The 24,526-nt window shown below is 69.3% G+C and carries 25 protein-coding genes; 8 read left to right on the forward strand and 17 right to left on the reverse strand.

Going from position 1 to position 24,526, the window contains the following annotated elements:
- Window positions 1-4: 4 nt before the first annotated feature.
- Genes carB through pyrR form a run of 6 tightly spaced genes read right to left on the reverse strand, consistent with a single transcriptional unit; the run spans window position 5 to window position 7,833 of the window.
- A complete protein-coding gene (gene carB, locus ABD255_RS16720) occupies window positions 5-3,334 on the reverse strand; it encodes a carbamoyl-phosphate synthase large subunit (RefSeq protein ID WP_344214799.1) in 3,330 nt (1,109 codons plus the stop codon).
- Window positions 3,334-4,503 carry a glutamine-hydrolyzing carbamoyl-phosphate synthase small subunit gene (gene carA / locus ABD255_RS16725; protein ID WP_344214800.1) on the reverse strand — a complete coding sequence of 390 codons (1,170 nt, stop codon included), beginning with the start codon at window positions 4,501-4,503 and terminating at the stop codon, window positions 3,334-3,336. The genes carB and carA overlap by 1 nt, the downstream gene beginning before the upstream one ends.
- A complete protein-coding gene (locus ABD255_RS16730) occupies window positions 4,504-4,992 on the reverse strand; it encodes a PH-like domain-containing protein (RefSeq protein WP_344214802.1) in 489 nt (162 codons plus the stop codon). It lies immediately after the preceding gene.
- Window positions 4,989-6,281, reverse strand: coding sequence for a dihydroorotase (locus tag ABD255_RS16735; RefSeq protein WP_344214804.1), 1,293 nt, complete (start codon window positions 6,279-6,281; stop codon window positions 4,989-4,991). The genes ABD255_RS16730 and ABD255_RS16735 overlap by 4 nt, the downstream gene beginning before the upstream one ends.
- Window positions 6,278-7,225, reverse strand: a complete 948-nt coding sequence (locus ABD255_RS16740) for an aspartate carbamoyltransferase catalytic subunit (RefSeq protein WP_344214806.1) — start codon at window positions 7,223-7,225, stop codon at window positions 6,278-6,280. Before ABD255_RS16740 ends, ABD255_RS16735 begins: the two co-directional genes overlap by 4 nt.
- Window positions 7,225-7,833 carry a bifunctional pyr operon transcriptional regulator/uracil phosphoribosyltransferase PyrR gene (gene pyrR, locus ABD255_RS16745; RefSeq protein WP_344214808.1) on the reverse strand — a complete coding sequence of 203 codons (609 nt, stop codon included), beginning with the start codon at window positions 7,831-7,833 and terminating at the stop codon, window positions 7,225-7,227. Before pyrR ends, ABD255_RS16740 begins: the two co-directional genes overlap by 1 nt.
- A 226-nt stretch (window positions 7,834-8,059) precedes the next feature.
- Here pyrR and bldD point away from each other — a divergent pair, with 226 nt between their 5' ends.
- A complete protein-coding gene (gene bldD / locus ABD255_RS16750) occupies window positions 8,060-8,569 on the forward strand; it encodes a transcriptional regulator BldD (protein ID WP_344214810.1) in 510 nt (169 codons plus the stop codon).
- A 230-nt stretch (window positions 8,570-8,799) separates the two neighbouring features.
- Here the strand turns inward: bldD and nusB are convergent, their stop codons facing one another.
- Window positions 8,800-9,210 (reverse strand): transcription antitermination factor NusB, encoded by a 411-nt coding sequence (gene nusB, locus ABD255_RS16755; protein ID WP_344214812.1) that lies wholly within the window; start codon window positions 9,208-9,210, stop codon window positions 8,800-8,802.
- A 23-nt stretch (window positions 9,211-9,233) separates the two neighbouring features.
- Window positions 9,234-9,797 (reverse strand): elongation factor P, encoded by a 564-nt coding sequence (gene efp, locus ABD255_RS16760; RefSeq protein WP_344214814.1) that lies wholly within the window; start codon window positions 9,795-9,797, stop codon window positions 9,234-9,236.
- A gap of 147 nt (window positions 9,798-9,944) precedes the next feature.
- Here efp and ABD255_RS16765 point away from each other — a divergent pair, with 147 nt between their 5' ends.
- Window positions 9,945-10,835, forward strand: a complete 891-nt coding sequence (locus ABD255_RS16765; protein ID WP_344214816.1) for a hypothetical protein — start codon at window positions 9,945-9,947, stop codon at window positions 10,833-10,835.
- Here ABD255_RS16765 and fxlM read toward each other — a convergent pair.
- Window positions 10,832-12,016: a methyltransferase, FxLD system gene (gene fxlM / locus ABD255_RS16770; RefSeq protein ID WP_344214818.1), complete on the reverse strand. Its 1,185-nt coding sequence runs from the start codon at window positions 12,014-12,016 to the stop codon at window positions 10,832-10,834. The genes ABD255_RS16765 and fxlM overlap by 4 nt on opposite strands.
- A 172-nt stretch (window positions 12,017-12,188) precedes the next feature.
- Complete coding sequence (locus tag ABD255_RS16775; protein ID WP_344214820.1) at window positions 12,189-12,686, reverse strand: MarR family winged helix-turn-helix transcriptional regulator; 498 nt, start codon at window positions 12,684-12,686, stop codon at window positions 12,189-12,191.
- Between the two features lie 76 nt (window positions 12,687-12,762).
- On the opposite strand from ABD255_RS16775, the gene ABD255_RS16780 reads away from it, so the two are divergent.
- Together ABD255_RS16780 and ABD255_RS16785 are read left to right on the forward strand one after the other, a co-directional pair.
- Complete coding sequence (locus ABD255_RS16780; RefSeq protein ID WP_344214822.1) at window positions 12,763-13,692, forward strand: EamA family transporter; 930 nt, start codon at window positions 12,763-12,765, stop codon at window positions 13,690-13,692.
- Between the two features lie 44 nt (window positions 13,693-13,736).
- Window positions 13,737-14,510, forward strand: a complete 774-nt coding sequence (locus ABD255_RS16785; protein ID WP_344214824.1) for a DUF899 domain-containing protein — start codon at window positions 13,737-13,739, stop codon at window positions 14,508-14,510.
- Between the two features lie 157 nt (window positions 14,511-14,667).
- Here the strand turns inward: ABD255_RS16785 and aroQ are convergent, their stop codons facing one another.
- The 3 genes from aroQ to ABD255_RS16800 all read right to left on the reverse strand — a co-directional run bounded on the left by aroQ (window position 14,668) and on the right by ABD255_RS16800 (window position 16,248).
- Complete coding sequence (aroQ, locus tag ABD255_RS16790) at window positions 14,668-15,117, reverse strand: type II 3-dehydroquinate dehydratase (protein WP_344214826.1); 450 nt, start codon at window positions 15,115-15,117, stop codon at window positions 14,668-14,670.
- A gap of 51 nt (window positions 15,118-15,168) precedes the next feature.
- Window positions 15,169-15,756, reverse strand: coding sequence for a TetR/AcrR family transcriptional regulator (locus ABD255_RS16795; protein ID WP_344214828.1), 588 nt, complete (start codon window positions 15,754-15,756; stop codon window positions 15,169-15,171).
- 84 nt (window positions 15,757-15,840) lie between these two features.
- Window positions 15,841-16,248 (reverse strand): hypothetical protein, encoded by a 408-nt coding sequence (locus ABD255_RS16800; protein WP_344214830.1) that lies wholly within the window; start codon window positions 16,246-16,248, stop codon window positions 15,841-15,843.
- 337 nt (window positions 16,249-16,585) lie between these two features.
- On the opposite strand from ABD255_RS16800, the gene ABD255_RS16805 reads away from it, so the two are divergent.
- From ABD255_RS16805 to ABD255_RS16815, 3 genes are all read left to right on the forward strand, one after another.
- Window positions 16,586-17,824, forward strand: a complete 1,239-nt coding sequence (locus tag ABD255_RS16805) for a peptidase MA family metallohydrolase (protein WP_344214832.1) — start codon at window positions 16,586-16,588, stop codon at window positions 17,822-17,824.
- A gap of 117 nt (window positions 17,825-17,941) precedes the next feature.
- Window positions 17,942-18,541: an RNA polymerase sigma factor gene (locus tag ABD255_RS16810; RefSeq protein ID WP_344214834.1), complete on the forward strand. Its 600-nt coding sequence runs from the start codon at window positions 17,942-17,944 to the stop codon at window positions 18,539-18,541.
- Window positions 18,538-19,536: a hypothetical protein gene (locus ABD255_RS16815; RefSeq protein ID WP_344214835.1), complete on the forward strand. Its 999-nt coding sequence runs from the start codon at window positions 18,538-18,540 to the stop codon at window positions 19,534-19,536. The genes ABD255_RS16810 and ABD255_RS16815 overlap by 4 nt, the downstream gene beginning before the upstream one ends.
- A gap of 35 nt (window positions 19,537-19,571) precedes the next feature.
- Here the strand turns inward: ABD255_RS16815 and aroB are convergent, their stop codons facing one another.
- The 4 genes from aroB to ABD255_RS16835 form a co-directional block, all read right to left on the reverse strand.
- Complete coding sequence (gene aroB, locus ABD255_RS16820; RefSeq protein WP_344214837.1) at window positions 19,572-20,885, reverse strand: 3-dehydroquinate synthase; 1,314 nt, start codon at window positions 20,883-20,885, stop codon at window positions 19,572-19,574.
- Complete coding sequence (locus ABD255_RS16825) at window positions 20,882-21,373, reverse strand: shikimate kinase (RefSeq protein WP_344215829.1); 492 nt, start codon at window positions 21,371-21,373, stop codon at window positions 20,882-20,884. Before ABD255_RS16825 ends, aroB begins: the two co-directional genes overlap by 4 nt.
- Window positions 21,374-21,486: 113 nt before the next feature.
- Window positions 21,487-22,692 (reverse strand): chorismate synthase, encoded by a 1,206-nt coding sequence (aroC, locus tag ABD255_RS16830; RefSeq protein WP_344214839.1) that lies wholly within the window; start codon window positions 22,690-22,692, stop codon window positions 21,487-21,489.
- Between the two features lie 234 nt (window positions 22,693-22,926).
- Window positions 22,927-23,166, reverse strand: a complete 240-nt coding sequence (locus ABD255_RS16835) for a hypothetical protein (protein ID WP_344214841.1) — start codon at window positions 23,164-23,166, stop codon at window positions 22,927-22,929.
- 221 nt (window positions 23,167-23,387) lie between these two features.
- Between ABD255_RS16835 and ABD255_RS16840 the strand changes: the two genes are divergently transcribed.
- Window positions 23,388-24,500 carry an ADP-ribosylglycohydrolase family protein gene (locus tag ABD255_RS16840; RefSeq protein ID WP_344214842.1) on the forward strand — a complete coding sequence of 371 codons (1,113 nt, stop codon included), beginning with the start codon at window positions 23,388-23,390 and terminating at the stop codon, window positions 24,498-24,500.
- The last annotated feature ends 26 nt before the right edge of the window (window positions 24,501-24,526 follow it).

Genomic DNA, 24,526 nt, shown 5'->3' on the forward strand with positions numbered 1-24,526 from the left:
GAACTCAACCCTTCACCGGATCGGCGGTGCCGCGGATGCGGGAGGTCCAGTCCTGCAGGGAGCGCACTCCGATATCGCCGGCCTGCTGCGCCTCGATCCCCTGTACTGCGGCCGCGAGCCCCTGCACCGTGGTGATGCAGGGGATGTTGCGGGCGACGGCCGCGCTACGGATCTCGTAGCCGTCCAATCGCGGCGAACCGCCCTTGGTGATCCCGATCGGGGTGTTGACGATCAGGTTCAGGCCGCCGTCCTGGACCATCTGGACGATCGTGGGCTCGCCGTTCGGGCCGGGGCCCTGGCTGCTCTTGCGGACCGTGACCGCCTCCACGCCGTTGCGGCGCAGTACGTCGGCGGTGCCCTCGGTCGCGAAGATCTCGAAGCCCAGATCCGCCAGCCGCTTGACCGGGAAGATCATGTGCCGCTTGTCCCGGTTCGCGACCGAGACGAACACCTTGCCGGCCCCGGGCAACGGCTGGGAGGCGCCGGCCTGGGACTTGGCGAACGCCGTACCGAAGGTGTCGTCGATGCCCATCACCTCGCCGGTGGAGCGCATCTCCGGCCCGAGCACCGTGTCGACCGACGAGCCGTCGATGGTGCGGAACCGGTTGAACGGCATCACGGCCTCCTTCACCGCGATCGGCGCCGTCGGCGGCAGCGTCCCGCCGTCACCGACGGCCGGCAGCATGCCCTCGGCGCGCAGTTCCGCGATCGTCGCTCCGAGCATCACCCGGGCCGCGGCCTTGGCCAGCGGCGTCGCCGTCGCCTTGGACACGAACGGCACCGTCCGCGAGGCCCGCGGGTTCGCCTCGAGCACGTAGAGCACGTCGCCGGCCAGCGCGTACTGCACGTTCAGCAGACCCCGTACTCCGACGCCGCGCGCGATCGCCTCGGTCGACTCGCGGATCTTCTCGATGTCGGCGTTGCCCAGCGTTATCGGCGGCAGCGCGCAGGACGAGTCGCCCGAGTGCACGCCGGCCTCCTCGATGTGCTCCATCACGCCGCCGAGGAACAACTCGTCGCCGTCGAACAGTCCGTCCACGTCGATCTCGACCGCGTCGTCCAGGAACCGGTCGATCAGCACCGGGTGCTCCCAGTCCGCCGCCAGCGCGTCGCCGCTGAGCCGCTGCAGCGCGGCCGTCAACTCGGCCTCGCTGTAGACGATCTCCATCCCGCGACCGCCCAGCACGTACGACGGCCGGACGAGCACCGGGAACCCGATCTCCGCGGCGATCAACTGGGCCTCGTCGAACGACATCGCCGTACCGTGCTTGGGCGCCGGCAGGTTCGCGTCGGACAGCACCTTGCCGAAGGCGCCGCGCTCCTCGGCGAGGTGGATCGCCTCGGGCGAGGTACCGACGATCGGGACGCCCGCGTTGGCCAGCCGCTGGGCCAGGCCGAGCGGAGTCTGCCCGCCGAGTTGCACGATGACGCCGGCGATCGGGCCGGCCTGCATCTCGGCGTACACGATCTCCAGGACGTCCTCGCAGGTGAGCGGCTCGAAGTACAGCCGGTCGGAGGTGTCGTAGTCGGTCGAGACCGTCTCCGGGTTGCAGTTGACCATCACGGTGCAGTACCCGGCCTCGCGCAGCGCCATCGACGCGTGCACACAGGAGTAGTCGAACTCGATCCCCTGCCCGATCCGGTTCGGTCCCGACCCGAGGATCAGTACCGCTGGCTCGGTCCGCGGCGCGACCTCGGTCTCCTCGTCGTACGACGAGTAGTGGTACGGCGTGGCGGCCGCGAACTCGGCGGCGCAGGTGTCCACGGTCTTGAACACCGGCCGGATCCCCAGCGCCTGCCGGACACCCCGGACGACGTCCTCCGTCAGCCCGCGGATCTCCGCCAACTGCAGGTCGGAGAACCCGTGGCGCTTCGCGAGCCTCAGGATCTCCGGGGTCAGCCGCGGCGCCGCCGCGACCTGGCCGGCGGTCTCGTGGATCAGGTACATCTGGTCCACGAACCACGGGTCGATCTTGGTCGCGTCGAAGATCTGCTCCGGGGTGGCCCCCGCGCGGATCGCGTCCATGATCGTCCGCAGCCGCCCGTCGTGCGGCGTCTTGATGGCCTCCAGCAACGGCTCCAGCTCGGTCGACGGCGCGCCGAGCCAGGAGAACCGGGCCTCCGGCTTCTCCAGCGAGCGCAGCGCCTTCTGCAGCGCCTCGGTGTAGTTGCGGCCGATCGCCATCGCCTCGCCGACGCTCTTCATGTGCGTGGTCAGCGTGGCGTCCGCGGCCGGGAACTTCTCGAACGCGAACCGCGGCACCTTCACCACGACGTAGTCCAGCGTCGGCTCGAAGCTGGCCGGGGTCTGCTTGGTGATGTCGTTCGGGATCTCGTCCAGGGTGTAGCCGATCGCGACCTTCGCGGCGATCTTCGCGATCGGGAAGCCGGTCGCCTTCGAGGCCAGCGCCGAGGAGCGCGACACCCGCGGGTTCATCTCGATCACGATCAGCCGGCCGTCGGCCGGGTTCACCGCGAACTGGATGTTGCAGCCGCCGGTGTCCACGCCGACCTCGCGGATGATGCCGATGGCGAGGTCGCGCATCACCTGGTACTCGCGGTCGGTCAGCGTCATCGCCGGGGCGACCGTGACCGAGTCGCCGGTGTGCACGCCCATCGGGTCGACGTTCTCGATCGAGCAGATGATCACCACGTTGTCGGCCTTGTCGCGCATCACCTCCAGCTCGTACTCCTTCCAGCCGACGATGGACTCCTCGATCAGGACCTCCGTCGTCGGGCTGGCGGTCAGGCCGGCCCCGGCGATCCGGCGCAGGTCCGGTTCGTCGTAGGCCATTCCGGAGCCGACGCCGCCCATCGTGAAGGACGGCCGGACCACCAACGGGTAGCCCATCTCGGCGGCCGCGCCGAGCACGTCGTCGATCGTGTGGCAGACCACCGAGCGGGCCACCTCGGCGCCCAGCTTCTCCACGATCGCCTTGAACGACTCGCGGTTCTCGCCGCGCTGGATCGCGTCCACCGAGGCGCCGATCAGCTCGACGCCGTACTTTTCCAGCACGCCGTTCTCGTGCAGCGAGATCGCCGCGTTCAGCGCGGTCTGGCCGCCCAGGGTGGCGAGCAGGACGTTCGGGCGCTCCTTCTCGATCACCTTCTCGACGAACTCCGGCGTGATCGGCTCGACGTAGGTGGCGTCGGCGAACTCCGGGTCCGTCATGATCGTGGCCGGGTTGGAGTTCACCAGGATGACCCGGAAACCCTCTTCCTTGAGCACCCGGCAGGCCTGGGTGCCGGAGTAGTCGAACTCGCAGGCCTGGCCGATCACGATCGGGCCGGAGCCGATCACCAGCACCGAGTCGATGTCTGTACGGCGGGGCATCAGTTGGCCCTCTCAGAAGTCGAAGCCATCAGTTCTACGAAGCGGTCGAAGAGGTAGGCCGAGTCGTGCGGACCCGCGGCTGCCTCGGGGTGGTACTGGACCGAGAAGGCCAGCACCCGGCCGTCCTTGCCGGTCAGGCGGAGCCCTTCGACCACGTTGTCGTTGAGCGAGACATGGCTGACCTCGGCGGTGCCGTACGGCGTCTCGATCCTCTCCTCGATCGGCGCGTCCACCGCACTGTGCTGATTTTCGCTGCCCGGCCAAGCGACAGCGAAGCCGTGGTTCTGCGAGGTGATCTCCACCTTGCCGGTGGCCCGGTCGAGCACCGGCTGGTTGATGCCGCGGTGCCCGTACTTCAGCTTGAAGGTGCCCAGTCCCAGCGCCCGGCCGAAGACCTGGTTGCCGAAGCAGATGCCGAAGTACGGCTTGTTCTGCTCGAGGAGTTGTTTGAGCAGGGTGGTCGGGTGCTCGGTGGTCTCGGGGTCGCCGGGGCCGTTGCTCATGAAGATGCCGTCCGGGTTGACCGCCAGCACCTCCTCCAGCGTGGCGGTCGCGGGCAGCACGTGCACCTCGATGCCGCGCTCGGCCATCCGCTTCGGCGTCATCGACTTGATCCCGAGGTCGAGCGCGACCACGGTGAACCGCTTGTCCCCCTCGGCCGGTACGACGTACGCCTCGGCGGCGGTGACCTCGGCGGCCAGGTCGGCACCGGCCATCCTCGGCTGCTCGAGGACCTTCTCCAGCAGTTCGGCCGGGTCGAGGATCTCGGTCGAGATGCCGGCCCGCATCGCCCCGCGCTCGCGCAGGTGGCGGGTCAGGGCGCGGGTGTCGATGCCGGAGATCCCGACGATGCCCTGGCCCTTCAACTGCTCGTCCAGGCTTCGCTTGGCGCGCCAGTTGGACGGCACCCGGGCGGGGTCGCGGACGACGTACCCGGCGACCCAGATCCGCTGCGACTCGTCGTCCTCGTCGTTCACCCCGGTGTTGCCGATGTGCGGCGCGGTCTGGGTGACGATCTGGCGGTGGTACGACGGGTCGGTCAGCGTCTCCTGGTAGCCGGTCATGCCGGTGGTGAACACCGCCTCGCCGAAGGTCTCGCCGGTCGCCCCGTACGACGTACCGGCGAACGCGCGGCCGTCTTCCAGCACCAGTAGTGCAGCCTTGCTCATTTACTCGGCTCCGATCAGGGTCGAGATGGAATCGGTCAAGGGGGCGGTGTCGGCCTTGCGGCGGGGCCGGAACCCGGTGTCGAGTTCGCGACCGTCGTGGTTCCAGGTGACGACGACCAGGCCGGAGGCCTCGGCGGTCACCTTGCCCGCGATGCCGCGGTCGGTCCGGACGCCGGTCAGACGATCCGCGGGGATGAACACATCCGCCGCCCCTTGCCGGTGGAAGATCAGGCCGGCCTCACTGACGGCCAGGTCCGCGGTACTGCGGACTCCGAGTTCGTGCACGGCGATCCGGTCCATCCAGTCGCCGGCCGTGGTCGTGGCGACGTACACGCCCTCTGTCGACTTGCCTTGCACGTTTTCGGGCACGACCGGGAGCGGCGCGAGATCGGCCTGCCGGTGCTGGCGGTTGCGCCAGCCCCGGTACATGCCGAACCAGCCGGCGCCGATCACCAGCAGCGTGCCGATGATGCCCAGGACGGCTTTCACTTGGTGAGCTTCCCGTCCAGCACGGTCGGTTCGCCGCGCAGGAAGGTCGCGACCACCCGGCCGGGCAACGTCATCCCGTCGAACGGCGTGTTCCGCGACAGCGAAGCCGTCTCACTCGGTACGACGGTGCGCCGGCTCTCCGGGTCGACCAGGGTGAGGTTCGCGGGAGCGCCTACCGCCAGCGGCTGACCGTGCTCGCTGACCTGGCCGATCGCCGCCGGGCGGTAGCTCATCCGGTCGGCGACCTCGGCCCACGTCATCAGCTTGGTGTCCACCATCGCGTGCTGGACCACCGAGAGAGCGGTCTCCAGCCCGGTCATGCCGAACGCGGCCGCGCTCCACTCGCAGTCCTTGTCCTCCACCGGGTGTGGCGCGTGGTCGGTGGCGACGATGTCGATGGTGCCGTCGGCCAGCCCCTCGCGGACCGCCTCGACGTCCTCCTTGGTCCGCAGCGGCGGGTTCACCTTGTAGACCGGGTTGTACGACGCCGCCAGGTCCTCGGTCAGCAGCAGGTGGTGCGGCGTCACCTCGGCGGTGACCTCCAGGCCCCTGCGCTTGGCGGCGCGGACGATCTCGACCGAGCCCTTGGTGGACAGGTGGCAGATGTGCAGCTTCGAGCCGACGTGCGCGTTCAGCAGGATGTCGCGGGCGATGATCGACTCCTCGGCCACGCTCGGCCAGCCGGTCAGACCGAGGACGCCGGAGAGCGCTCCCTCGTTCATCTGCGCGCCCTGCGTCAGCCGCGGCTCCTGCGCGTGCTGCGCGATGGTGCCTCCGAAGGCCTTCACGTACTCGAGTGCGCGCCGCATCAGGGCGGCGTCCCAGACGCAGTCGCCGTCGTCGGAGAACACCCGCACCCGGGCCGCCGAGTCCGCCATCGCGCCCAGTTCCGCGAGTTGCGTTCCCTGCCGGCCGACCGTGACCGCGCCGATCGGGTACACGTCGCAGTACCCGGCTTCGCGGCCCAGCCGCCAGACCTGCTCGACGACACCCGCGGTGTCGGCGACCGGGTCGGTGTTGGCCATCGCGAACACTGCGGTGAACCCGCCCATGGCCGCGGCCCGGGTGCCGGTCAGCACCGTCTCGGCGTCCTCGCGGCCCGGCTCGCGCAGGTGGGTGTGCAGGTCGACCAGGCCGGGGAGCGCGAGCTTGCCGCTGCCGTCGATCGTGGTGACGTCGGCGGGTGCGGTCAGCTCGTTGCCGATGGCCACGATCTCACCGTTGTCGATCAGCAGGTCCGCGACCTCACCGCCGACGATGCTGGCTCCGGTGATCAGGTACGCGCTCACGCGGTGGTCTCCTCGGTTGATGGTGTTTCGGAACTTCCTGAGAGCAGCAGATAGAGCACGGCCATCCGGATCGCCACGCCGTTGGTGACCTGTTCGACGATCACCGACCGGGTGGAGTCGGCGACGTCGGCGCTGATCTCCATGCCGCGGTTCATCGGGCCGGGGTGCAGCACGATCGCCTCGTCGGGCAACTGGGCCATCCGGTGCACGTCCAGGCCGTAGCGCCGGGTGTACTCGCGGGCGCTGGGGAAGAACGCGTCGTTCATCCGCTCGCGCTGCACTCGCAGCATCATCACCGCGTCGCTCTTGGCCAGCGCGCCGTCCAGGTCGTACGACGTCTGGCAGGGCCAGGTGGTCATGTCGACGGGCAGCAGCGTGGGCGGAGCCACCACGGTGACCTCGGCGCCCAGCGTCGACAGCAGCAGCACGTTCGACCGGGCCACCCGGCTGTGCAGGACGTCGCCGACGAGGGTGATCCGGCGGCCGTCGAGCGAGCCGAGGTGTCGGCGCATCGTGAAGGCGTCCAGCAGGGCCTGGGTCGGGTGCTCGTGGGTGCCGTCGCCGGCGTTGATGACGGAACCGTTCAGCCAGCCGGAGTTGGCCAGCAGGTGCGGCGCACCGGAGGCTCCATGGCGGCAGACGACCCCGTCCGCGCCCATCGCCTGCAGGGTGAGCGCGGTGTCCTTGAGGCTCTCCCCCTTGCTGACGCTCGAGCCCTTGGCGGAGAAGTTGATCACGTCGGCGGACAACCGCTTGGCGGCCGCCTCGAACGAGATCCTGGTCCGGGTGGAGTCCTCGAAGAACAGGTTCACCACCGTGCGGCCGCGCAGCGCGGGCAGCTTCTTGATCGGCCGGTCCGCCAGCGAGCGCATCTCCTCGGCGGTGTCCAGGATCAGGGTGGCGTCGTCGCGGCTCAGGTCGCCCGCGCTCAGCAGATGCCGCATCACGCGGAGACTCCCGTCTTGTCGGCGATCAGTACGGCGTCGGCGCCGTCGTACTCGGTGAGGTGGACGGTGACCCGTTCGACCAGCGAGGTGGGCAGGTTTTTGCCGACGTAGTCCGCGCGGATCGGGAGTTCGCGGTGGCCGCGGTCGACCAGGACCGCGAGCTGGACCGCCTTCGGCCGGCCGATGTCGCCGATCGCGTCGAGCGCGGCGCGGATGGTGCGGCCGGAGAACAGCACGTCGTCGACCAGCACGACCACCTTGCCGTCGATTCCGCCCGGCGGGATGTCGGTGTGCTCCAGCGCGCGGGCCGGCTTCAGGCCGATGTCGTCGCGGTACATGGTCACATCGAGTGACCCTGTCGGCACGCTCTGCCCCTCGACCGCCGCGATCCGGTCGGAGATGCGGCGCGCCAGTCCCACCCCGCGGGTGGGGATGCCGAGCAGGACGACGGGGTCGGCACCCCGGTTGCGCTCGAGGATCTCGTGCGCGATCCGGGTCAGTGCCCGGGAAATGTCGGAAGCATCCAGCACTGTGCGCGGTACGGCCTTCGCGACCGAGGCAAACTCTTCCTCGGGCGCCGACCCTGGTACCAAGGCAGGGCTCATCGCTACCGTTCCTCCTTTCCCGCCTCTCTGGACGGGTCTTTAAAGGACGTTCGGACCACTTGACATGCTATCGGAAGTGACACGCCGTCTTGACGCTGGCCTCGCGACCAGAATATTGTTACTCTGTGTAACCGTGGGGGGTTTCACCGAACGGCCCACCCAAATCCGGGCCAAACCTATCCGGGACAACCGGGTACCTGACCAAAAGTCGGAGGGAAGAACCAGCGTGCCTAGCGAATACGCGAAGACACTGGGCGGCAAGTTGCGCGCCATCCGCCAGCAGCAGGGTTTGTCGCTGCATGGCGTGGAAGAGAAGTCCAAGGGTCGCTGGAAGGCGGTCGTCGTCGGCTCGTACGAGCGTGGCGATCGAGCCGTCACGGTGCAGAAGCTCGCGGAGCTCGCCGATTTCTACGGCGTGCCGATCCGTGAACTGCTGCCCGGTTCCGCCAGCGCGGCCGCCGCGGCAGCCGCTCCGCCCAGGTTGATCCTCGACCTGGAGGCCCTGCAGCACCTCGACGCGAGCGAGGCCGGTCCGCTGACGCGGTACGCGGCCACGATCCAGGCTCAGCGCGGGGACTACAACGGCAAGGTGCTGTCGATCCGGCAGGACGACATGCGCACCCTTGCGGTGATCTACGACGAGTCGCCGACGACTCTGACCGAGCGTTTCATCTCCTGGGGCGTACTGAACCCAGAGGCGAAGGGCGACGTCGAGGAGACCGAAGCAGCCGGCTGACGAGGCCGGCTCGCGATGGCGAGACAAGACGGTCGGGGCTCGTAGCAGCTTGCCCACGGCCGCCTGCCCGCCCTCCTTCACGAGGACGGGCCCCACGGAGCCACTGAGGCGCCACGCTCCACCGCAGTACCAGGCCGGGGCCGTTCCCCCCGCGCCGATGAACGGGGACGCTGAGAGGGCCCGGCACCGCACCGTGGCGGTACCGGGCCTGTCGAGCTCCGGGAGGTCTGTCAGACCCCGAGTGTCGGTTTCAGCTGCAACAGCCGGGCCAGCAGCCCGTTGACGAAGGCCGGGGACTCGTCGGTCGACAGGTCCCGGGCCATCGAGACGGCCTCGCTGACCGCGACCACGTCCGGCACCTGCTCGTCGAACAGCAACTCGTAGACGCCGATCCGCAGGATGTTGCGGTCGACGGCCGGCATCCGGTCCAGCGACCAGCCGACCGAGTGCGTGCTGAGTAGGTCGTCGATCGAGTCGATGTGGTCGGAGACACCCTCGACCAGCGCCACGGTGAACTCGTTCACCGGCGGGTCGTTGTCGGCTACCCGGTCGGCCAGGGTGCCGCCGACGGGCAGCCCTCTGACCTCCGACTCGTAGAGCACGTCGAGGGCGCGCTTGCGGGCCTTGCTACGGGCAGACATGTTCTGTTGTCAGCTTTCGGGGCTCAGGACGTGACGCGGCCGAGGTAGTCCCCGGTCCGGGTGTCCACCTTGACCTTCTCGCCGGTGGTCAGGAACAGCGGGACGTTGATCGTGTAGCCGGTCTCCAGCTTGGCCGGCTTGGTGCCACCGGTCGAGCGGTCGCCCTGCAGGCCGGGCTCGGTGTACTCGACGGTGAGCTCGACCGAGGCCGGGAGCTCGACGTACAGCGGTAGGTCGTTGTGCACCGCGACGATGGCGTCCTGGTTCTCCAGCAGGAAGTGCGACGCGTCTCCGACCACCTCGGGGGTGATGCTGACCTGCTCGTAGGTCGAGCTGTCCATGAAGACGTAGGAGCCGCCATCGTTGTACAGGTACGTCATGTCGCGCTTGTCGACGTTGGCCACCTCGACCTTGACGTCGGCGTTGAAGGTCTTGTCGACGACCTTGCCCGACAGCACGTTCTTCAGCTTGGTCCGCATCACGGCACCGCCCTTGCCGGGCTTGTGGTGCTGGAACCAGACGACGGACCACAGCTGCCCATCCAGGTTGAGCACCATGCCGTTCTTGAGGTCGTTCGTCGATGCCACGCGGGGAAACCCTTCGAAAGTGATCAGCGGTACGCCGAATTGTAGCGGTCGCTGTGCGGTTCGACCGATTCGTGGGCAGGCGCGGTGCGAGGCGGTGGTCTGCCGGGGCTTTACGCTGAGGGTCCGGCCCAGCACCTGGAGGTAGCGATGACGACGGTGTTCATCATCTTCGTGGTCTTCATGCTCATCTTCGGGTTCTCCAAGAAGATGGCGAAGATCGACCCGAACAAGCCGAACCCGCGGATGCAGAAGGTGCTGGAGCGACTCGAGGCCCAGCAGGCGGCGAACCGGCCACCGCAGGTCCAGGGGCAGTACACGCAGCCCACGTCGGGTCAGCCGCAGGTGCAGCCGACCGGGCGGGCGCAGACCAGCGCACAGCTTGCGGGGATGCTGCAGCAGCTCCTCCAGGCCGGGCAGCAGCCTGGTCCGGGGCAGTACCCGTCGCCGGGGCAGTACGCGTCACCCGCGCATCAACCGCAGTACGGGGCGCCTGGGCCGTATCCGGCGCCGCAGACCGGGTATGCGCCGGCTGGGCAGTTCCAGCCGGCTCAGCATCCGCCAGCGCAGTACCAGCCGCAGCCGTACCAGCCGCAGTACCAGGCGCAGCCGGTTCAGGGGCAGTTCCAGCAGCCGCCGCAGCACCGGCCGCAGCAGAACCACCTCCCCACCCCTGGGGGCGAGATCGAGAAGCGCGTCCGCGAACTGATGACGACAGGCCACGAGGTCGCCGCGATCCGGCTGCTCTGCGACGAGCAGGACATGGGCATCATCGAGGCCCAGGAGTACGCCCGCGGCCTGGTCGCTCCGGTCGGCAAACCCCGGCAGGGCGAGCAGTCAGAGAGCGCTCCCCACTCCGCGCCCGCCGAGGATGAGACCCGGTACGTCGGTTCGGCCGCCTTCGCAGAGTCCGTCTTCGACCTCGACAAGGACGAGAACGTCTGGGCCAGCGGCTGGGTCGACAAGCCGGAGCCCGAGGACCGCTCGGACATGAACGAGCTCTGGCAGACCGTCCGCAACAACGGCCGCCCCTCCAGCTAATCCACCGGCCAGGTGATGGTGATGATGCTGTGGCGCCGGCGGATGTGGAAGCCCTCGGGCAGCTGATCGGGCGCGGCCTCGGCGGGGTGGATCGTCAGTACCGGATCCGGGCCGTAGCGGTGCTTCTCGTGCCACTGCCAGGTCTGCTCTGCCAGTCGCCCCGTGAACTCTGCGGCCGACAGCCCATGTCCGACCGCTCCGAGCTCGACGAAGTCCGGCTCGGGTGCCGGGCGTGCGGTCACGTAGGCGATCGTGCCGTCCTCGACCATCGCCGAGGCACCCCAGCGCGGAGCAGGTGAGACCAGCTTCTTCTTCAGCGCGGACCGCTCGGCGCGGAGTACGCAGTACCCGGGCAGGGTGGACGCCAGCCACAGGTCCAGGTCGGAGAGCGGCTCCTCGATGTTCACCAGCACCCCGGACCAGGCCACGACCGCCGGCTCCTTCAGTACTCCGTTCAGCGGGTGCGGCTCGTCCAGTTGATCCTCGTCGAAGCTCAGGCTGACCTTGTCCCCGTGCACCGGCAGGAATCGTTCGTAGTTGGCGCCCGCGCCCTGCATGGAGACGAACCCGCACACCGCCATCGACCTGCTCCGCAGTACGCCGTCGACGAGATCGAAGGCGATGGACCTGGTCTGAGACCGCATTCTGAGCGGTACGACGATGCGCCCGCCCTCGGCGAGCTGCTCCAGCCAGGCGGGGGCGATGTCCCAGGCGGTGACCGTGACGACCACCCGGTCGTAGGGAGCGCTCTCCGGCCAGCCGAACTCCCCGTCGGTCTGCACGACCTGGACCTCCGGATACCCCGCGGCCACCAGCCGCCGACGGGCGCGATCGGTGACGTCCGCGTCGATGTCGATCGTGGTGACCTCGCCGTCCGGTCCGACCAACTCCTTGAGCAGGGCCGCGTTGTAGCCGCCCGAGCCGATCTCGAGGACACGGTGGCCGGGCTCGATGCCGGCCTGCTCGAGCATCAGCGCGACCACCGTCGGCTGCGACACCGTACTGATGGCGACCCCGGACTCGTTCGTCTTCATCAGCACGACGTCGTCGGTGTAGGCGACCTCGAGCGACACGTTCGGCACGAACACATGCCGGGCGACGGACCGGAAGGCCGCTTCCACCCGGTGGTCATGGATCACGCCCTGGGTGACCAGCAGATCAGCCAACGCCGACCGCAACACCGGCGCGTACCTGGGCTCGCGCCTGACCCTGGACCAGGGCTCTTGCCCAGGTTCTCGACCGGGCTCTCGCGGGGGTTCGCGGCCGGGCTCTCGCCTGGGCTCTTGCCTTGCTTCTCCCCTGGGCTCTTGCCTCGGCTCGTGTCCGGGGTCGTTGCTCGGGGCGCCCATGTCGTCAGTCCGTCTTGTCGCCGAGCGATTCGAGCAGGGTCCGCAGCGTGTCCGCCAGCGCCTCGCGCTCAGCGCCGGACAGCGCCTCCAGCAGCCGATTCTCCGTCGCCAGATGCGTCGGCAGCACCGCGTCGATCAACTCCAGCCCGGTCGGCGTCAGCGTCACCAGTACACCGCGCCCATCCGTCTCGCTCGGCCGCCGACTCACCAGCCCGCGCGCTTCCAGCCGATCCAGCCGCTGGGTGATCGCCCCGGAGGTGACCATCGACGACCGCATCAGCCCGGCCGGAGTCAGGCTGTGCTCCGGATTGCTGCGGCGCAGCGTCGCGAGAACGTCGAACGAGGCCGAGTCGAGGTCATGGGCGGCGAAGTTCCGGCGGAGCTCGCCGTCGACGACCTGCGCCAGCCGCTTGAGGCGGCCCAGCACCGCCATCGGCGACGCGTCCAGGTCGGGGCGTCGCTCGCTCCACTGCTCGAGCACCAGATCGACATGGTCGGCCATCTCTCCAGCGTAGCCGATCTCTTAGCGGTGAGATAAAGCCTTTGAAGGTTGCTTAGCACTGAGATACATTGTCTTAGTGCTAAGCAACCGAGTCGCCTTGATCCTCACCACAGCCATCGCACCCGCGCTGTGGGGAACCACCTATCTGGTGACCACCGAACTGCTCCCGCCGGACCGCCCGCTGCTGGCCGGTGTCGTCCGCGCGCTCCCGGCCGGACTCCTCCTCGTCGCGATCACCCGGCGGCTACCGCGAGGGATCTGGTGGTGGCGCGCCTTCGTACTCGGCGCACTCAACATCGGGGCGTTCTTCGCGCTGCTCTTCGTCGCGGCGTACCGGTTGCCTGGTGGGGTTGCCGCCACGGTGGGAGCGTTGCAGCCGCTGCTGGTCGCAGTACTGTCCACTGGTCTGCTCGGCGAGAAGATGACGACGCGCACCACGGTTGCCGCCTTCTCTGGCGTCGCCGGCGTCAGTCTCCTCGTACTGCGGGCGGATGCGCGGCTGGATGGCTGGGGTATCGCCGCGGCCCTGGGCGGCGCGATGGTGATGGCGACGGGCGTAGTACTGAGCAAGCGCTGGGCTTCTCCGGCTCCGCTGCTGGCAACGACCGGCTGGCAGTTGGTCGCCGGCGGGCTGCTCCTGCTGCCTACCGCGTGGATCGTCGAGGGAACGCTTCCTGCGTCCTTGACCGCCGCGAACCTGGCCGGCTACGCCTACCTGACGATCATCGGCTCGGCTCTGGCCTACGCGCTGTGGTTCCGCGGGCTGCGCAGCCTCTCCCCCACGAACGTCACCTTCCTCGGCCTGCTGAGCCCGGTGGTAGCGACCCTGCTCGGCTGGCTGGTCGTCGATCAGCGCCTGACCACGGCTCAGGTACTCGGCGGCCTGATCGTCCTCGCCGCACTGATCACCGCCCAGACCAGGAAGAAGAACAACGCCAGTACGCCTCCGCCGCTTGTTCCCGTCGAAAGGGCTGGCCAACGCCCCTGTGTAGCTGCTAGCCGTTGACTAGTGTCCTTAGACGGTGGCCGCTACCGGAGTAGGAGAACGAGATGACGACCATGGGAGAACTGCCGCAGGTGGTGTCACCCGACGAGTGGCTCGCGGCGCGCAAGGAACTGCTGGCCAAGGAGAAGGAGCTCACCCATGCTCGCGACCAGCTGAACGCCGACCGGCGACGGCTGCCGATGGTTCGCATCGACAAGCCGTACACCTTCGAGGGCCCGTCCGGCACGGTGAGCCTGCTCGACCTGTTCGAAGGCCGGCCACAGTTGGTGATGCACCACTTCATGTACGGCCCAGACTGGGACGAGGGCTGTTCGAGCTGCTCGTCTGCCGCCGACGGGATCGGCAACCTGCGACAGTTGCACGTGCGCAACACCACGCTCGTGGCCGTTTCGCGGGCGCCTTACGAGAAGCTCGCCGCCTACCGCGAGCGGATGGGCTGGACGTTCCCCTGGTACTCCTCGTACGGCAGCGATTTCAACTACGACTTCCACGCCACGCTCGACGACCGGGTCGCGCCGGTGCTCCTCTTCCTCCGTTCCGAGGACGAGCTCGCGGCGGCAGGAACACCGTGGACGGAGAGCATGCGCGGCGACGAACTGCCGGGCATCAGCACGTTCCTTCGGGTGGGTGAGGAGGTCTTCCACACCTACTCCACGTACGGCCGCGGCATCGAGGAGTTCCACAACGGCTATCACTACCTCGACCTCACCGCGCTCGGCCGCCAAGAGGCGTGGGAAGAACCGAAGGGCCGCGCCACACCGCTCGGCCTGCAGGTAGGCGGGCCGAACATGCGCCTGCCCGACGAATACGACATCTGACGACGTCGTGCCGTGACCGCGAGGTCAGATCGCCCGAACGAGTTCTCCGGTGGCCAGCGACAGAGGATCGGCATCGCCCGGGCGCTCGCGGTGAGGTCCGGCGCGACATCTCCATGGTCCGCGCGCCTCTTCAGCCGGCCTCCGGCTTCCGGCAGGGTCAGCTGAGGGTGGTGAGGGCGCGAAGGGCCAGCCGGTACGAGTCGAGGCCGAAGCCGGCGATCGTGCCTGTCGCGACGGCGGCGACGACGCTGGTGTGGCGGAACTCCTCGCGGGCGGCCGGGTTGCTGATGTGGATCTCGATCAGCGGGGCGGTCCGCTGGGCGCACGCGTCGCGCAGCGCGTACGAGTAGTGGGTGAAGGCCGCCGGGTTCAGCACCACGGGCGTCTTCGTGTCCGCGGCCTCGTGCAGCCAGCCGACCAGTTCGGCCTCGTCATCGGTCTGCCGGACCTCGACCTCGAGCCCGAGTTCGGCGCCGGTCTTCTCGCAGTCCGCGACCAGATCCGCGAACGTCGTCGCGCCGTACACATCCGGCTCCCGGGAGCCGAGCCGCCCCAGATTCGGGCCGTTCAGCACCAATACCCGCCGCCCACCAGCAACATCAGTCACAACCCCACCCTAGTGCCGCACCACTCGGAACCGGCTGCAGCCCGGGCTGGTTCAGGTTCGGGTCAAGCGGCGGTAGGCGAGCTTCGCCTCGGCGACCGCTGTCGGGTACTGCGCGTCGGCGGTGATGCCGGCGGTCAGAGCGGCGAAGTTCCGGCGGGAGAGGACCTGCTGGGTGGAGATCAGGTCGGCGGCTTGCAACTCCCCCGCCAGGCCGTTGCCCAGGGCCTCGGCCAGTGCAGCCTGATCCGCGGCGATGAACTGATGCAGCCGGGTCGCGAGCGCCGGAGTACCGAAGACTAGGCGGTAGAACGCCAGTACTTCGGGGTGGTCGTTCAGGCCGGTGACCGGGTCACGGCGCTTCAGGCCGGCGAGGAAGTGGTCGCGGAGGGCCTCCACGGGATCGGCCGACGAGGCCAGGACGACGCGGGCCGCTTCCTGCGCGTGGTCGGCGAACCGGTGCAGGGCCAGGTCCTGCTTGGTCGCGAAGTACTTGAACAACGTCGGCTTGGAGACGTCCGCGGCCGCCGCGATGTCCGCCACCGACACCTCGTCGAAACCCCGCTCCAGAAACAACGCGATCGCCGCCTCGGAGAGAGCGTCATGCGTCTGCTGCTTCTTGCGATCCCGCAGTCCGGCCATGCGCCGACGATAGTTGCCCACCCGCCCCGAACTGCAGCAGGCGCCGCTGCACCTGAACCCGCAGAACGCGTGGACAAAGCTGGTTCACCAAGCAGTACGACTGCCGTAGTCTTTGCCGGCCGGGCCGCAGTGGGCCGGCTGGGGAGGGACAGTGAACGACACGCACCCGGCAAGCACCACACCGGAGCGGCCAGCAGGCAGCACACCGGGGGCACCAGCAGGCACGACGCCGGAGGAGCCGACGGATACCGCGCCGCAGGCGCCAGCACGCAGCACGCCCGAGGCACCGGCAGGCACCGCTCCGGAGGCGCCGGCAGGCGGCACACCGGAGCCGCCCGCGGACACCACACCCGAGACGCCCGCCGACACCACACCCGAGATGCCCCTGGGCACCACGCCGGATGCGCCGGCAGGCAGCACGCCCGAGGCGACGGCGGGCAGCGCGCCCGAAGAACTGGCGGACACCACGCCGGACGCACCAGTAGGCAGCACACCGGAGACGCCAGCGCACACCACACCCGAGACGCCAGTAGGCAGCGCGCCCGAAGGGCTGGCGGACACCACGCCGGAGGGACCAGTAGCCACCACGCCGGAGACGCCAGCGCACACCACACCCGAGGGGCCAGTAGGCAGCGCGCCCGAAGGGGTGGCGGACACTACGGCGGAGGCACCAGTAGGCACCACGCCCGAGGCGGCAGCGGGTCGATGGGTGGAGGGGGCGGCGGGAATTGCGCCGGTGACGGTGGCGGGGGGCTCGCCGCGGAGGCCGGGGCGGCGGCTGGTGTTGTTGACCGCGGGGGTTGTTGTGCTCGCGGTTGGAGCGGGGGCGGTGGCGTGGTCTGTGGTGGGGCGGCAGGACACGAGTGCGGCGATGGGCGAGGTGCGCGCGTCGAGTGCGCCCTCGGCGACGGCGTCCGCGCCGCCTGCGGAAGATCGGCTGCATGCTCAGGTCGACGCTGTGCTGAAGGTCCGCGCCTCGGCCGTGCTGGCCGGGAAATTGCCGCAGTTCCTGGCGACCGTCGACCCCCGGAACAAGAAGCTGCGCCAACAGCAGCAGGTGCTGTTCGGGAATCTGCGGAAGATCGGCCTCCGGAAGCTGACCTACGAGCGAGAGCCCAAGTGGGCGCCGGAGCCGCAACCGCAGCACGGGCCCAGCGCTCACGCGTTCCGGGTCCAGATGATGGTGCAGATCGCCGGAATCGACCCGGCACCCCGCGCCGTCCAGCTCGGCTACACCTTCGTCGAACGCGGCGGTCGCCTGCTCCTGGTGGATGACGACGACCTCAACGGCTCGTACGGCCGCGGCACCTACCTCGAACCCTGGGACCTTGGAGCAATCGAGGCGATCCGCAAGCCCGGCGTACTCGTCGTCGTTCCGGCCGGCGAGCGTGCCAATGGTGAGCGGCTCGCCCGGGAGGCCCGGGCGGCAGCACCTGGGGTGCGGGCGGCGACCCGGCGAGCGCAGGCGGCCATCCTGGTCATCGCGATGGCCGACCGCCGCTCGATGGATCCGGAGTGGCAGTCCGGCGGGCATCCGGCTGCCGCCGTGGCCGCGTACAACCTGGCTCCGATCGCCGAGGACCCGCGCGACATGAAGGTCGTCGGCAGCAGGGTGGTGATCCACCCGGACCAGCGCAAGAAGGCCGGCCGGCTGCTGCTGGCGCACGAGTTCACGCACGCCGCGATGGCGCCGCTGGGCTTCAGCGCTCCGACCTGGCTGGTGGAGGGACTCGCCATGTACGCCGAGATGCAGCTCGCCGAGCAGCGCGGGTACGACGTCTCGGAACCACGCGACGAACTTCTGGACGAGGCGATCCCGCAGCTGGACGTCCTGCCGATCGACGGCGTCTTCCACGGCGAGTACGACGAGGACAGCTACGGCGTCAGCTGGATCCTGGTCGAGTTCCTGATGGACAAGTACGGCCAGAAGAAGGTGAACGCGCTGTACGCCGACCTCGCCCAGGCTCCCGAGGACCCCACCCTCCGCGAGCAACTGCTCCGCAAGCACCTGAAGCTCTCGGAAACGGCCTTCGTCGCGGCGGTGAAGAAGTACGACGGACCGTCCTGACCATCGCCTGCTCCCGAACCAATTGACCTGATACCCGAACCGAGGCGGACCTGCCGGACTCTCCCAGGTATCAGCACACGAACAGCCACGCTGGGGGTGCCGCGGGTGCGAGGAGAGTTGAGACAGATCCAGTTGGCCGGACCTGATCACGAGGTCTGGGAGCTGCTCCGGACCGGCGACGAAACCGCTCTGGCCGAGATCTTCTACCGCCATAGCGACGCCGTCTACAACTTCGCGTTCCGCCGTACTTCGTCCTGGGCCGCCGCCGAGGACGTCGTCCAGGCGACGTTCCTGGCCGTCTGGCGACGAGCCCGCGACGGCCGGATCGACGCAATCACTCTCGAATCCGCGCGGCCGTTGCTGCTGGTGATGGCCGGCTACGAGTGCGGCAATGTCCTGCGTGCCGCCCGGCGGCAGAAGGCGCTGCGAGACCGGATCGAGCTGATCGACCAGACCGGCACCGTTCCGGACCATGCCGGCGTCGCCGCCTCCAAGGTGGACGACGAGCGGGCCATGAGCGACATCCGCAGGATCCTCGACAAGATCCCGGCGAAACAGCGCGAGGTGGTCGAGTTGGTCATCTGGGCGGAGTGCTCGCTCGCCGACGCCGCCCGGGCGCTCGGCATCCCCGAAGGCACAGTCAAATCCCGGTTGGCCAGGGCACGCGGCAGCCTGGCCGGCTTACTCGACCTCAGTGGTACGGAGGCTCAGGCATGATCACGAAACCCCCGGCGGAGCGCCCGCTCCCCCACAAGCAAGACATCCTCGAGCGCGTCTTGGCCGGTGAGACCCCGCAGACGCGTACCAGGACCTGGCTCATCCCGGTAGCAGCAGCCGCCTCGATCGCGGTGGTCGCCGGTGGACTGGTTGCCGCGACCTCGGGCCACGAGAACCAGCCGGCTCCCGGGCCGGCGGCCGGTCCCACCCCGACGAAATCCGGCAAGCCGTCGGCCAAGAGCACACCCGCGGGGCCGGCCGATGTACGGGTGAATGTTGGGCCACTGAAGGCTGCTGAAGCGTCGGCGCTGGCTGAGGCCTGTGTGTCGCCCGCCGAGGGGCATCAGGGTGAGGTCGGGGAGATCAGTCACGCGTTCACGGTGCGGAGTTGGGTTGATCCGCGCAAGACGGAGAACAGTGTGGTGGTGCTCGACAAGTCCAATGGGCTGATCTACGGCTGCGTGGGCTTCCCGACCGCCAAGACACCGACCGGCGAGGTCGTCGACGGATTCGAGGCCGGGCTGGTCGGTGGGGACCCAGTCGAGGCGCGTAAGGGGAAGTCGGTGATCAACCCGACCGACGCGACCCATCCCGCTGTTCCGACCGACAGCGGCGGTAGCCGGTACTTCATCGACTTCGATCGCTCACCGGACAGGTTGATGACGGACGCCTGGTACCGCGTCGACGAGCGGGTCGCCGAGATGCGGCAGCGCTATGTCATCAAGGGCAAGCCCGGTCCGTGGTTCGTGGGCGACGCCGTCGACGGGACTGTGTTCCTGCGCGCCTGGGACGAGTCGACCGCGCTGCAGAAGGGCGACGAAGTACGGATCGAGACGCAGGTCCTCGACCGCAACGGCAAGCTGCTCGACGCCCCGGCCGACCAGAAAGGCGGCGGCGGCCTCACCCCCAGCCCCGGCACCACCCGCGTCGACATCGGCAAGGTAGGCCTCGACCCCGGCGGCCACGCAGGCTGGCTCAACTTCCCCAACCGCTGACCGCGCGTCAGCTGGCCCGAGCGCTTGCTCTCGGGTCAGCTGACTTCGGCGTACGCGGCGATCAGCAGGCTGGGGTCCGGGGCCTCGAGGATCGACGGCTTGGCTAGTCCGTCCAGGATGACGAAGCGAAGACGGTCGGCGCGGGTCTTCTTGTCCAGCTTCATCGCGTCCTGCAGGTGCGGCCAGGCGTCGGCGCGGTACTTCACCGGCAGGCCCAGGGACTCCAGTACTGCGCGGTGCCGGTCCGCCGTGGCGTCGTCGAGCTTGCCGGCCGCTCGGGCGAGCTCGGCCACGAACACCATCCCGATGCTGATCGCGGCGCCGTGACGCCACTTGTACCGCTCGACCCGCTCGATCGCGTGCCCCAGCGTGTGCCCGTAGTTCAGCGCCTCCCGCCCGATCGCTCCACCTAGCTTGGTGGTCTTCTCCCGCAGATCGGCGCCGACCGTGTCAGCCTTCACCTGGATGGCCCGGGCAATCAGCTCCTCGGTGTGCCCGTACGCCGGTCCGCTCGCGCCGTCGGGGTCCTTCTCCACCAGGTCGAGGATCACCGGGTCGGCGATGAACCCGCACTTCACCACTTCGGCCAGGCCGCTCACATAGTCGTTGCGCGGCAGGGTCTCCAGCGCGGCCAGGTCGCACAGCACCCCGGCGGGCTCCCAGAACGCGCCGACCAGGTTCTTGCCCTCGGCCGTGTTGATCCCGGTCTTCCCACCGACGGCCGCGTCCACCATGCCGAGCAGCGTGGTCGGGATGTGCACGACCCGGACACCACGCAGCCAGGTCGCCGCGACGAATCCGGCCAGGTCGGTCGTCGTACCGCCGCCGATCGACACGATCGCGTCGGACCGGGTGAATCCCGCCTGGCCGAGAACCGACCAGCAGTAGGCCAGTACCTCGGCGGACTTGGCTTCCTCGGCGTCCGGGATCTCGATCGCGTGCGCGGTGAACCCGCCCGCGGTCAGGTCGTCCCGGATCGCGTCGCCACTGGTCCGCAGCGCCCGCGGGTGGATCACGGCGACCCGGCGGACCTCGTCGCCCAGCAACGCCGGCAGCTCACCGAGCAGATTGTTGCCAATGACAACGTCGTACGGCGCCGCCGCGTCCACCCGAATCCGCCGCGCCCCGCTGGAGCCCTCCGCACCGCTGGAGCCGTCAGCTCCGCTGGCGCCGTCGGCAGCGCTGGAGCCGTCAGCTCCGCTGGCGCCGTCGGCAGCGCTGGAGCCGTCAGCTCCGCTGTTGGCGTCCGCAGCGCTGGAGCCGTCAGCTCCGCTGTTGCCGCCGGCTCGCGCTTCCGGCGCCTGAGTTTCTTCCCCACCCGCTTCGCCGGTCGCGTTCTGATCGGTCATCCGAGTTGCTCCGCGATCTCGTCCGCGATCTCCTCCGGAGTCCGGTTGTCCGTGGTCACGGTGACCTTCGCGACCTCGGCGTACAGGGGGCGGCGGGCGTCCATCAGGTTCTTCAGTTGCGTGCGCACGTTGCCGAGCAGCAGCGGGCGAGCCACGCCGAGGCCGACGCGCTTGGCTGCTTCGCCGAGCGATACGTCCAGGAAGACGACGTTGTGGCCGACCAGGTCCGCGCGGGTGTCGGCGTCGAGGATCGCGCCGCCGCCCAGGGACAGTACTGCGCCCTCGTCCTGCAGCGCGGCGACGATCGCAGCCCGCTCGAGGGCCCGGAAGGCCACCTCGCCGGAGTCCACGAAGATGTCCGAGATCGGCTTGCCCGCCTCGTTCTCGACGTCGGTGTCCGTGTCGCGGTGGGTCTTGCCGAGCCGAGCCGCCAGCAAGGCAGCCACCGTCGACTTGCCCGAACCGGGCGGGCCGACCAGCACGACGATCGGGCTGCCGGAGGCGGCGCCAGAGCCAGAGCCGGTACCAGTGCCGGCACCAGAGCCAGAGCCGGTGCCGGTGCCGGTGCCGGTGCCGGTGCCGGTGCCGGGAGCAGCGTCGCTCACTCTGCACTCCACTCGCGGGGGTTGATCGTGTTCGGCAGGTTCGCCAGGTAGGACTGGTGGTTGCGGGACGTCTCGGTCACCGAGTCGCCGCCGAACTTCTCCACCGACGCGTCCGCGATTACCAGCGCCACCATCGCCTCGGCGACGATGCCCGCCGCCGGTACCGCGCAGACGTCGGAGCGCTGGTGATGCGCCGCCGCCGCCTCGCCGGTGACCGTGTCGATCGTGCGCAGCGCCCGCGGCACCGTGGCGATCGGCTTCATCGCGGCCCGCACGCGCAGGGTCTCGCCCGTGCTCATGCCGCCCTCGGTGCCACCCGAGCGACCGCTGGTACGGCGTACCTCGCCGTTGTCCGCGACGATCTCGTCGTGCGCCTTCGACCCCGGAGTACGGGCGAGTTCGAAGCCGTCACCGAGTTCGACGCCCTTGATCGCCTGGATGCCCATCAGCGCGCCGGCCAACTTCGCGTCCAGCCGCCGGTCCCAGTGCACGTAGCTGCCGAGGCCCGGCGGGAGACCGTCGACGACGACCTCGACGACACCGCCGAGGGTGTCGCCGGCCTTCTGCGCCTGGTCGATCTCGGCGACCATCTGCTTGCTCGCGTCCGGGTCGAGGCAGCGGACCGGGTCCTCGTCCAGCCGGGCGACGTCACCGGCCGACGGGATCACGCCGTACGGCGCCTTCACGGTGCCGAGTTCGACCACGTGGCTGACGATGGTGATCCCGTACGCCTGCTTCAGGAAGCGCGCGGCGACCTCGCCGAGCGCGACCCGGGCCGCGGTCTCCCGGGCACTCGCGCGTTCCAGCACCGGGCGGGCCTCGTCGAAGCCGTACTTCTGCATGCCTGCGAGGTCCGCGTGGCCCGGGCGGGGGCGGGTCAGCGGCGCGTTCCGGGCGAGGTCGGCGAGCACGTCCGGGTCGACCGGGTCGGCCGACATCACCTGCTCCCACTTCGGCCACTCGGTGTTGCCGACCTGGATGGCGACCGGGCTGCCGAGTGACACCCCGTGCCGGAATCCGCCGATGAACGTCACCTCGTCCCGCTCGAACTTCATCCGGGCGCCGCGGCCGTAACCGAGACGACGACGAGCCAGGGCGTCGGCCACATCATCCGTGGTGACCTGGACGCCTGCGGGAAGACCTTCGAGTACGGCGACGAGCGCTTGTCCGTGCGACTCGCCGGCGGTGAGCCAGCGCAGCATGCCGTAATCCTCCCATGTCGGCTCGATCGCTCGGCGGGCAGTCTCGCCGAGCGGGCGGGCGGGCGGGCGGCACAACCCGATCCCGGTCGGCCGCGCGGGGCTATGGCAGGTCTTCCGCCTCAGGCAGATGCCGGCTGAGCTCGCGAGCAAGCTCGCAGGTGTGGTTGAGGGTGCTTGGCCGGGTAGTCCTTGGCCGGGGTAGAGGGGCAAGCGCGGGTGCAGGCGGTCGGTGGGTCAGCAGGTGGGGGTGTGGTCAGGGTCCAAGACGCTGCGGACGGACAGGGCTACGTCGAGGGCGCGGGCTATCGGGTTGGACGCGCAGGTCGATACCTGGCCGTTGGGGCTGGGGAGGGCGGCCGAAGCGCCCGCTACGGCGGCGCCGACGATCGTGAGAGTGGCCAGACCGGCTGCGGCCACGCGACGGGCGAATCGGCGTGCCGGGCGGCCCGCGAGTCGGCTCGGCGGGGTGGGCATGGGGGCTCCTGAGGGCTGGACGGCTGGTTCTTCGACGCTTGTGTCCTGAGTCGGAAGTTCGTGCTTCAGCTGCCTGGGCGCCGGAGATGTGCACAAACTTCCGACTCAGGACACTAGGTGGGGCCGGCGGTGGGCGAACTGGCCTGGGGGCCCGCATGAGGGTGGTGTTGGCACTACCCCCGGTTAGTCTCTTGCGACTGCTCAACGACCGGGAGGCGTGGATGACACGGGTGGCTGATGAGGCGTATCGATCTCGTGTCCGGGGGTGCTTGCTGGGTGGCGCGATCGGGGATGCGCTCGGTGGGCCGGTGGAGTTCGACGACGGGCGGGCGATCGTTGCCGCCCACCCCGATCGACTCAGGAGCTTTGTTGCCGGTGGCACCGACTGGCCGGCCGGCACGGTTACCGATGACACTCAGATGACGTTGTTCACGGTCGAGGGGCTGATCCGGGCGGGGGTGCGGACGGATCGCGGGATCGGGTTCACTGTCGCTGTCGTGCACCATGCCTATGACCGGTGGCTCGACACCCAACTCCTGCCTGGACCGAGCGGCAAGCGGGACGGCTGGCTGCAAGAAGAGCAGTGGCTGTATGCCCGCCGCGCCCCGGGCAACACCTGTCTGTCCGCGCTGACGACCGCGCGTAAGGGCGACGACAGCATCCCCCAGTTCGGAGGCCAGGCGACGAACGACTCGAAGGGCTGCGGTGGCGTGATGCGCGCGGCGCCGTTCGGGTTGGTGCCGTTCAGTGCTGAGTGGGCCTTCAACTCCGCCGCCGAGGCGGCCGGTTACACGCACGGCCACGTCACCGGCAAGCTCGCCTCCGGCGCTCTCGCTGTCATCGTCTACGAGATCTGCCAAGGCGCCGACCTCGACGCCGCTCTCGACAAAGCCCAAGCGCAACTCGCCCAGCACCACGGCCACGAGGAAACCAGTACTGCGCTGGCCGCCGCCCGCGACCTGGCCGCGAGCGACCTCGGCGCAGGCCCGGCAACGGTCGAGCGGCTCGGTGGCGGCTGGATCGCCGAGGAAGCCCTCGCCATCGGCGTGTACTGCGCCCTGAAATTCCCCGAGCCCGGCCAGTTCCTCGACGCGCTGGCGCTCGCGGTGACGCACTCCGGTGACAGCGACTCCACCGGCGCGATCTGCGGCAACATCCTCGGCGCACTGCATGGAGAGACCGCTCTCCCGCCGGAACTGGTGTTCTCGGTCGAAGGCCGGGGCGTCATCCTGCAACTGGCCGACGACCTCGTGCTGGAGTTCACCCAAGCCAAGAGATTACACGGCGAGTACGGACCGGAGACAGCCTGGCGCCGGCGCTACCCCGGCTGGTGACCGCAACCCCGTGAGCAGACAGTTCC

Source organism: Kribbella sancticallisti, from assembly GCF_039530625.1.
Classification (GTDB): domain Bacteria; phylum Actinomycetota; class Actinomycetes; order Propionibacteriales; family Kribbellaceae; genus Kribbella; species Kribbella sancticallisti.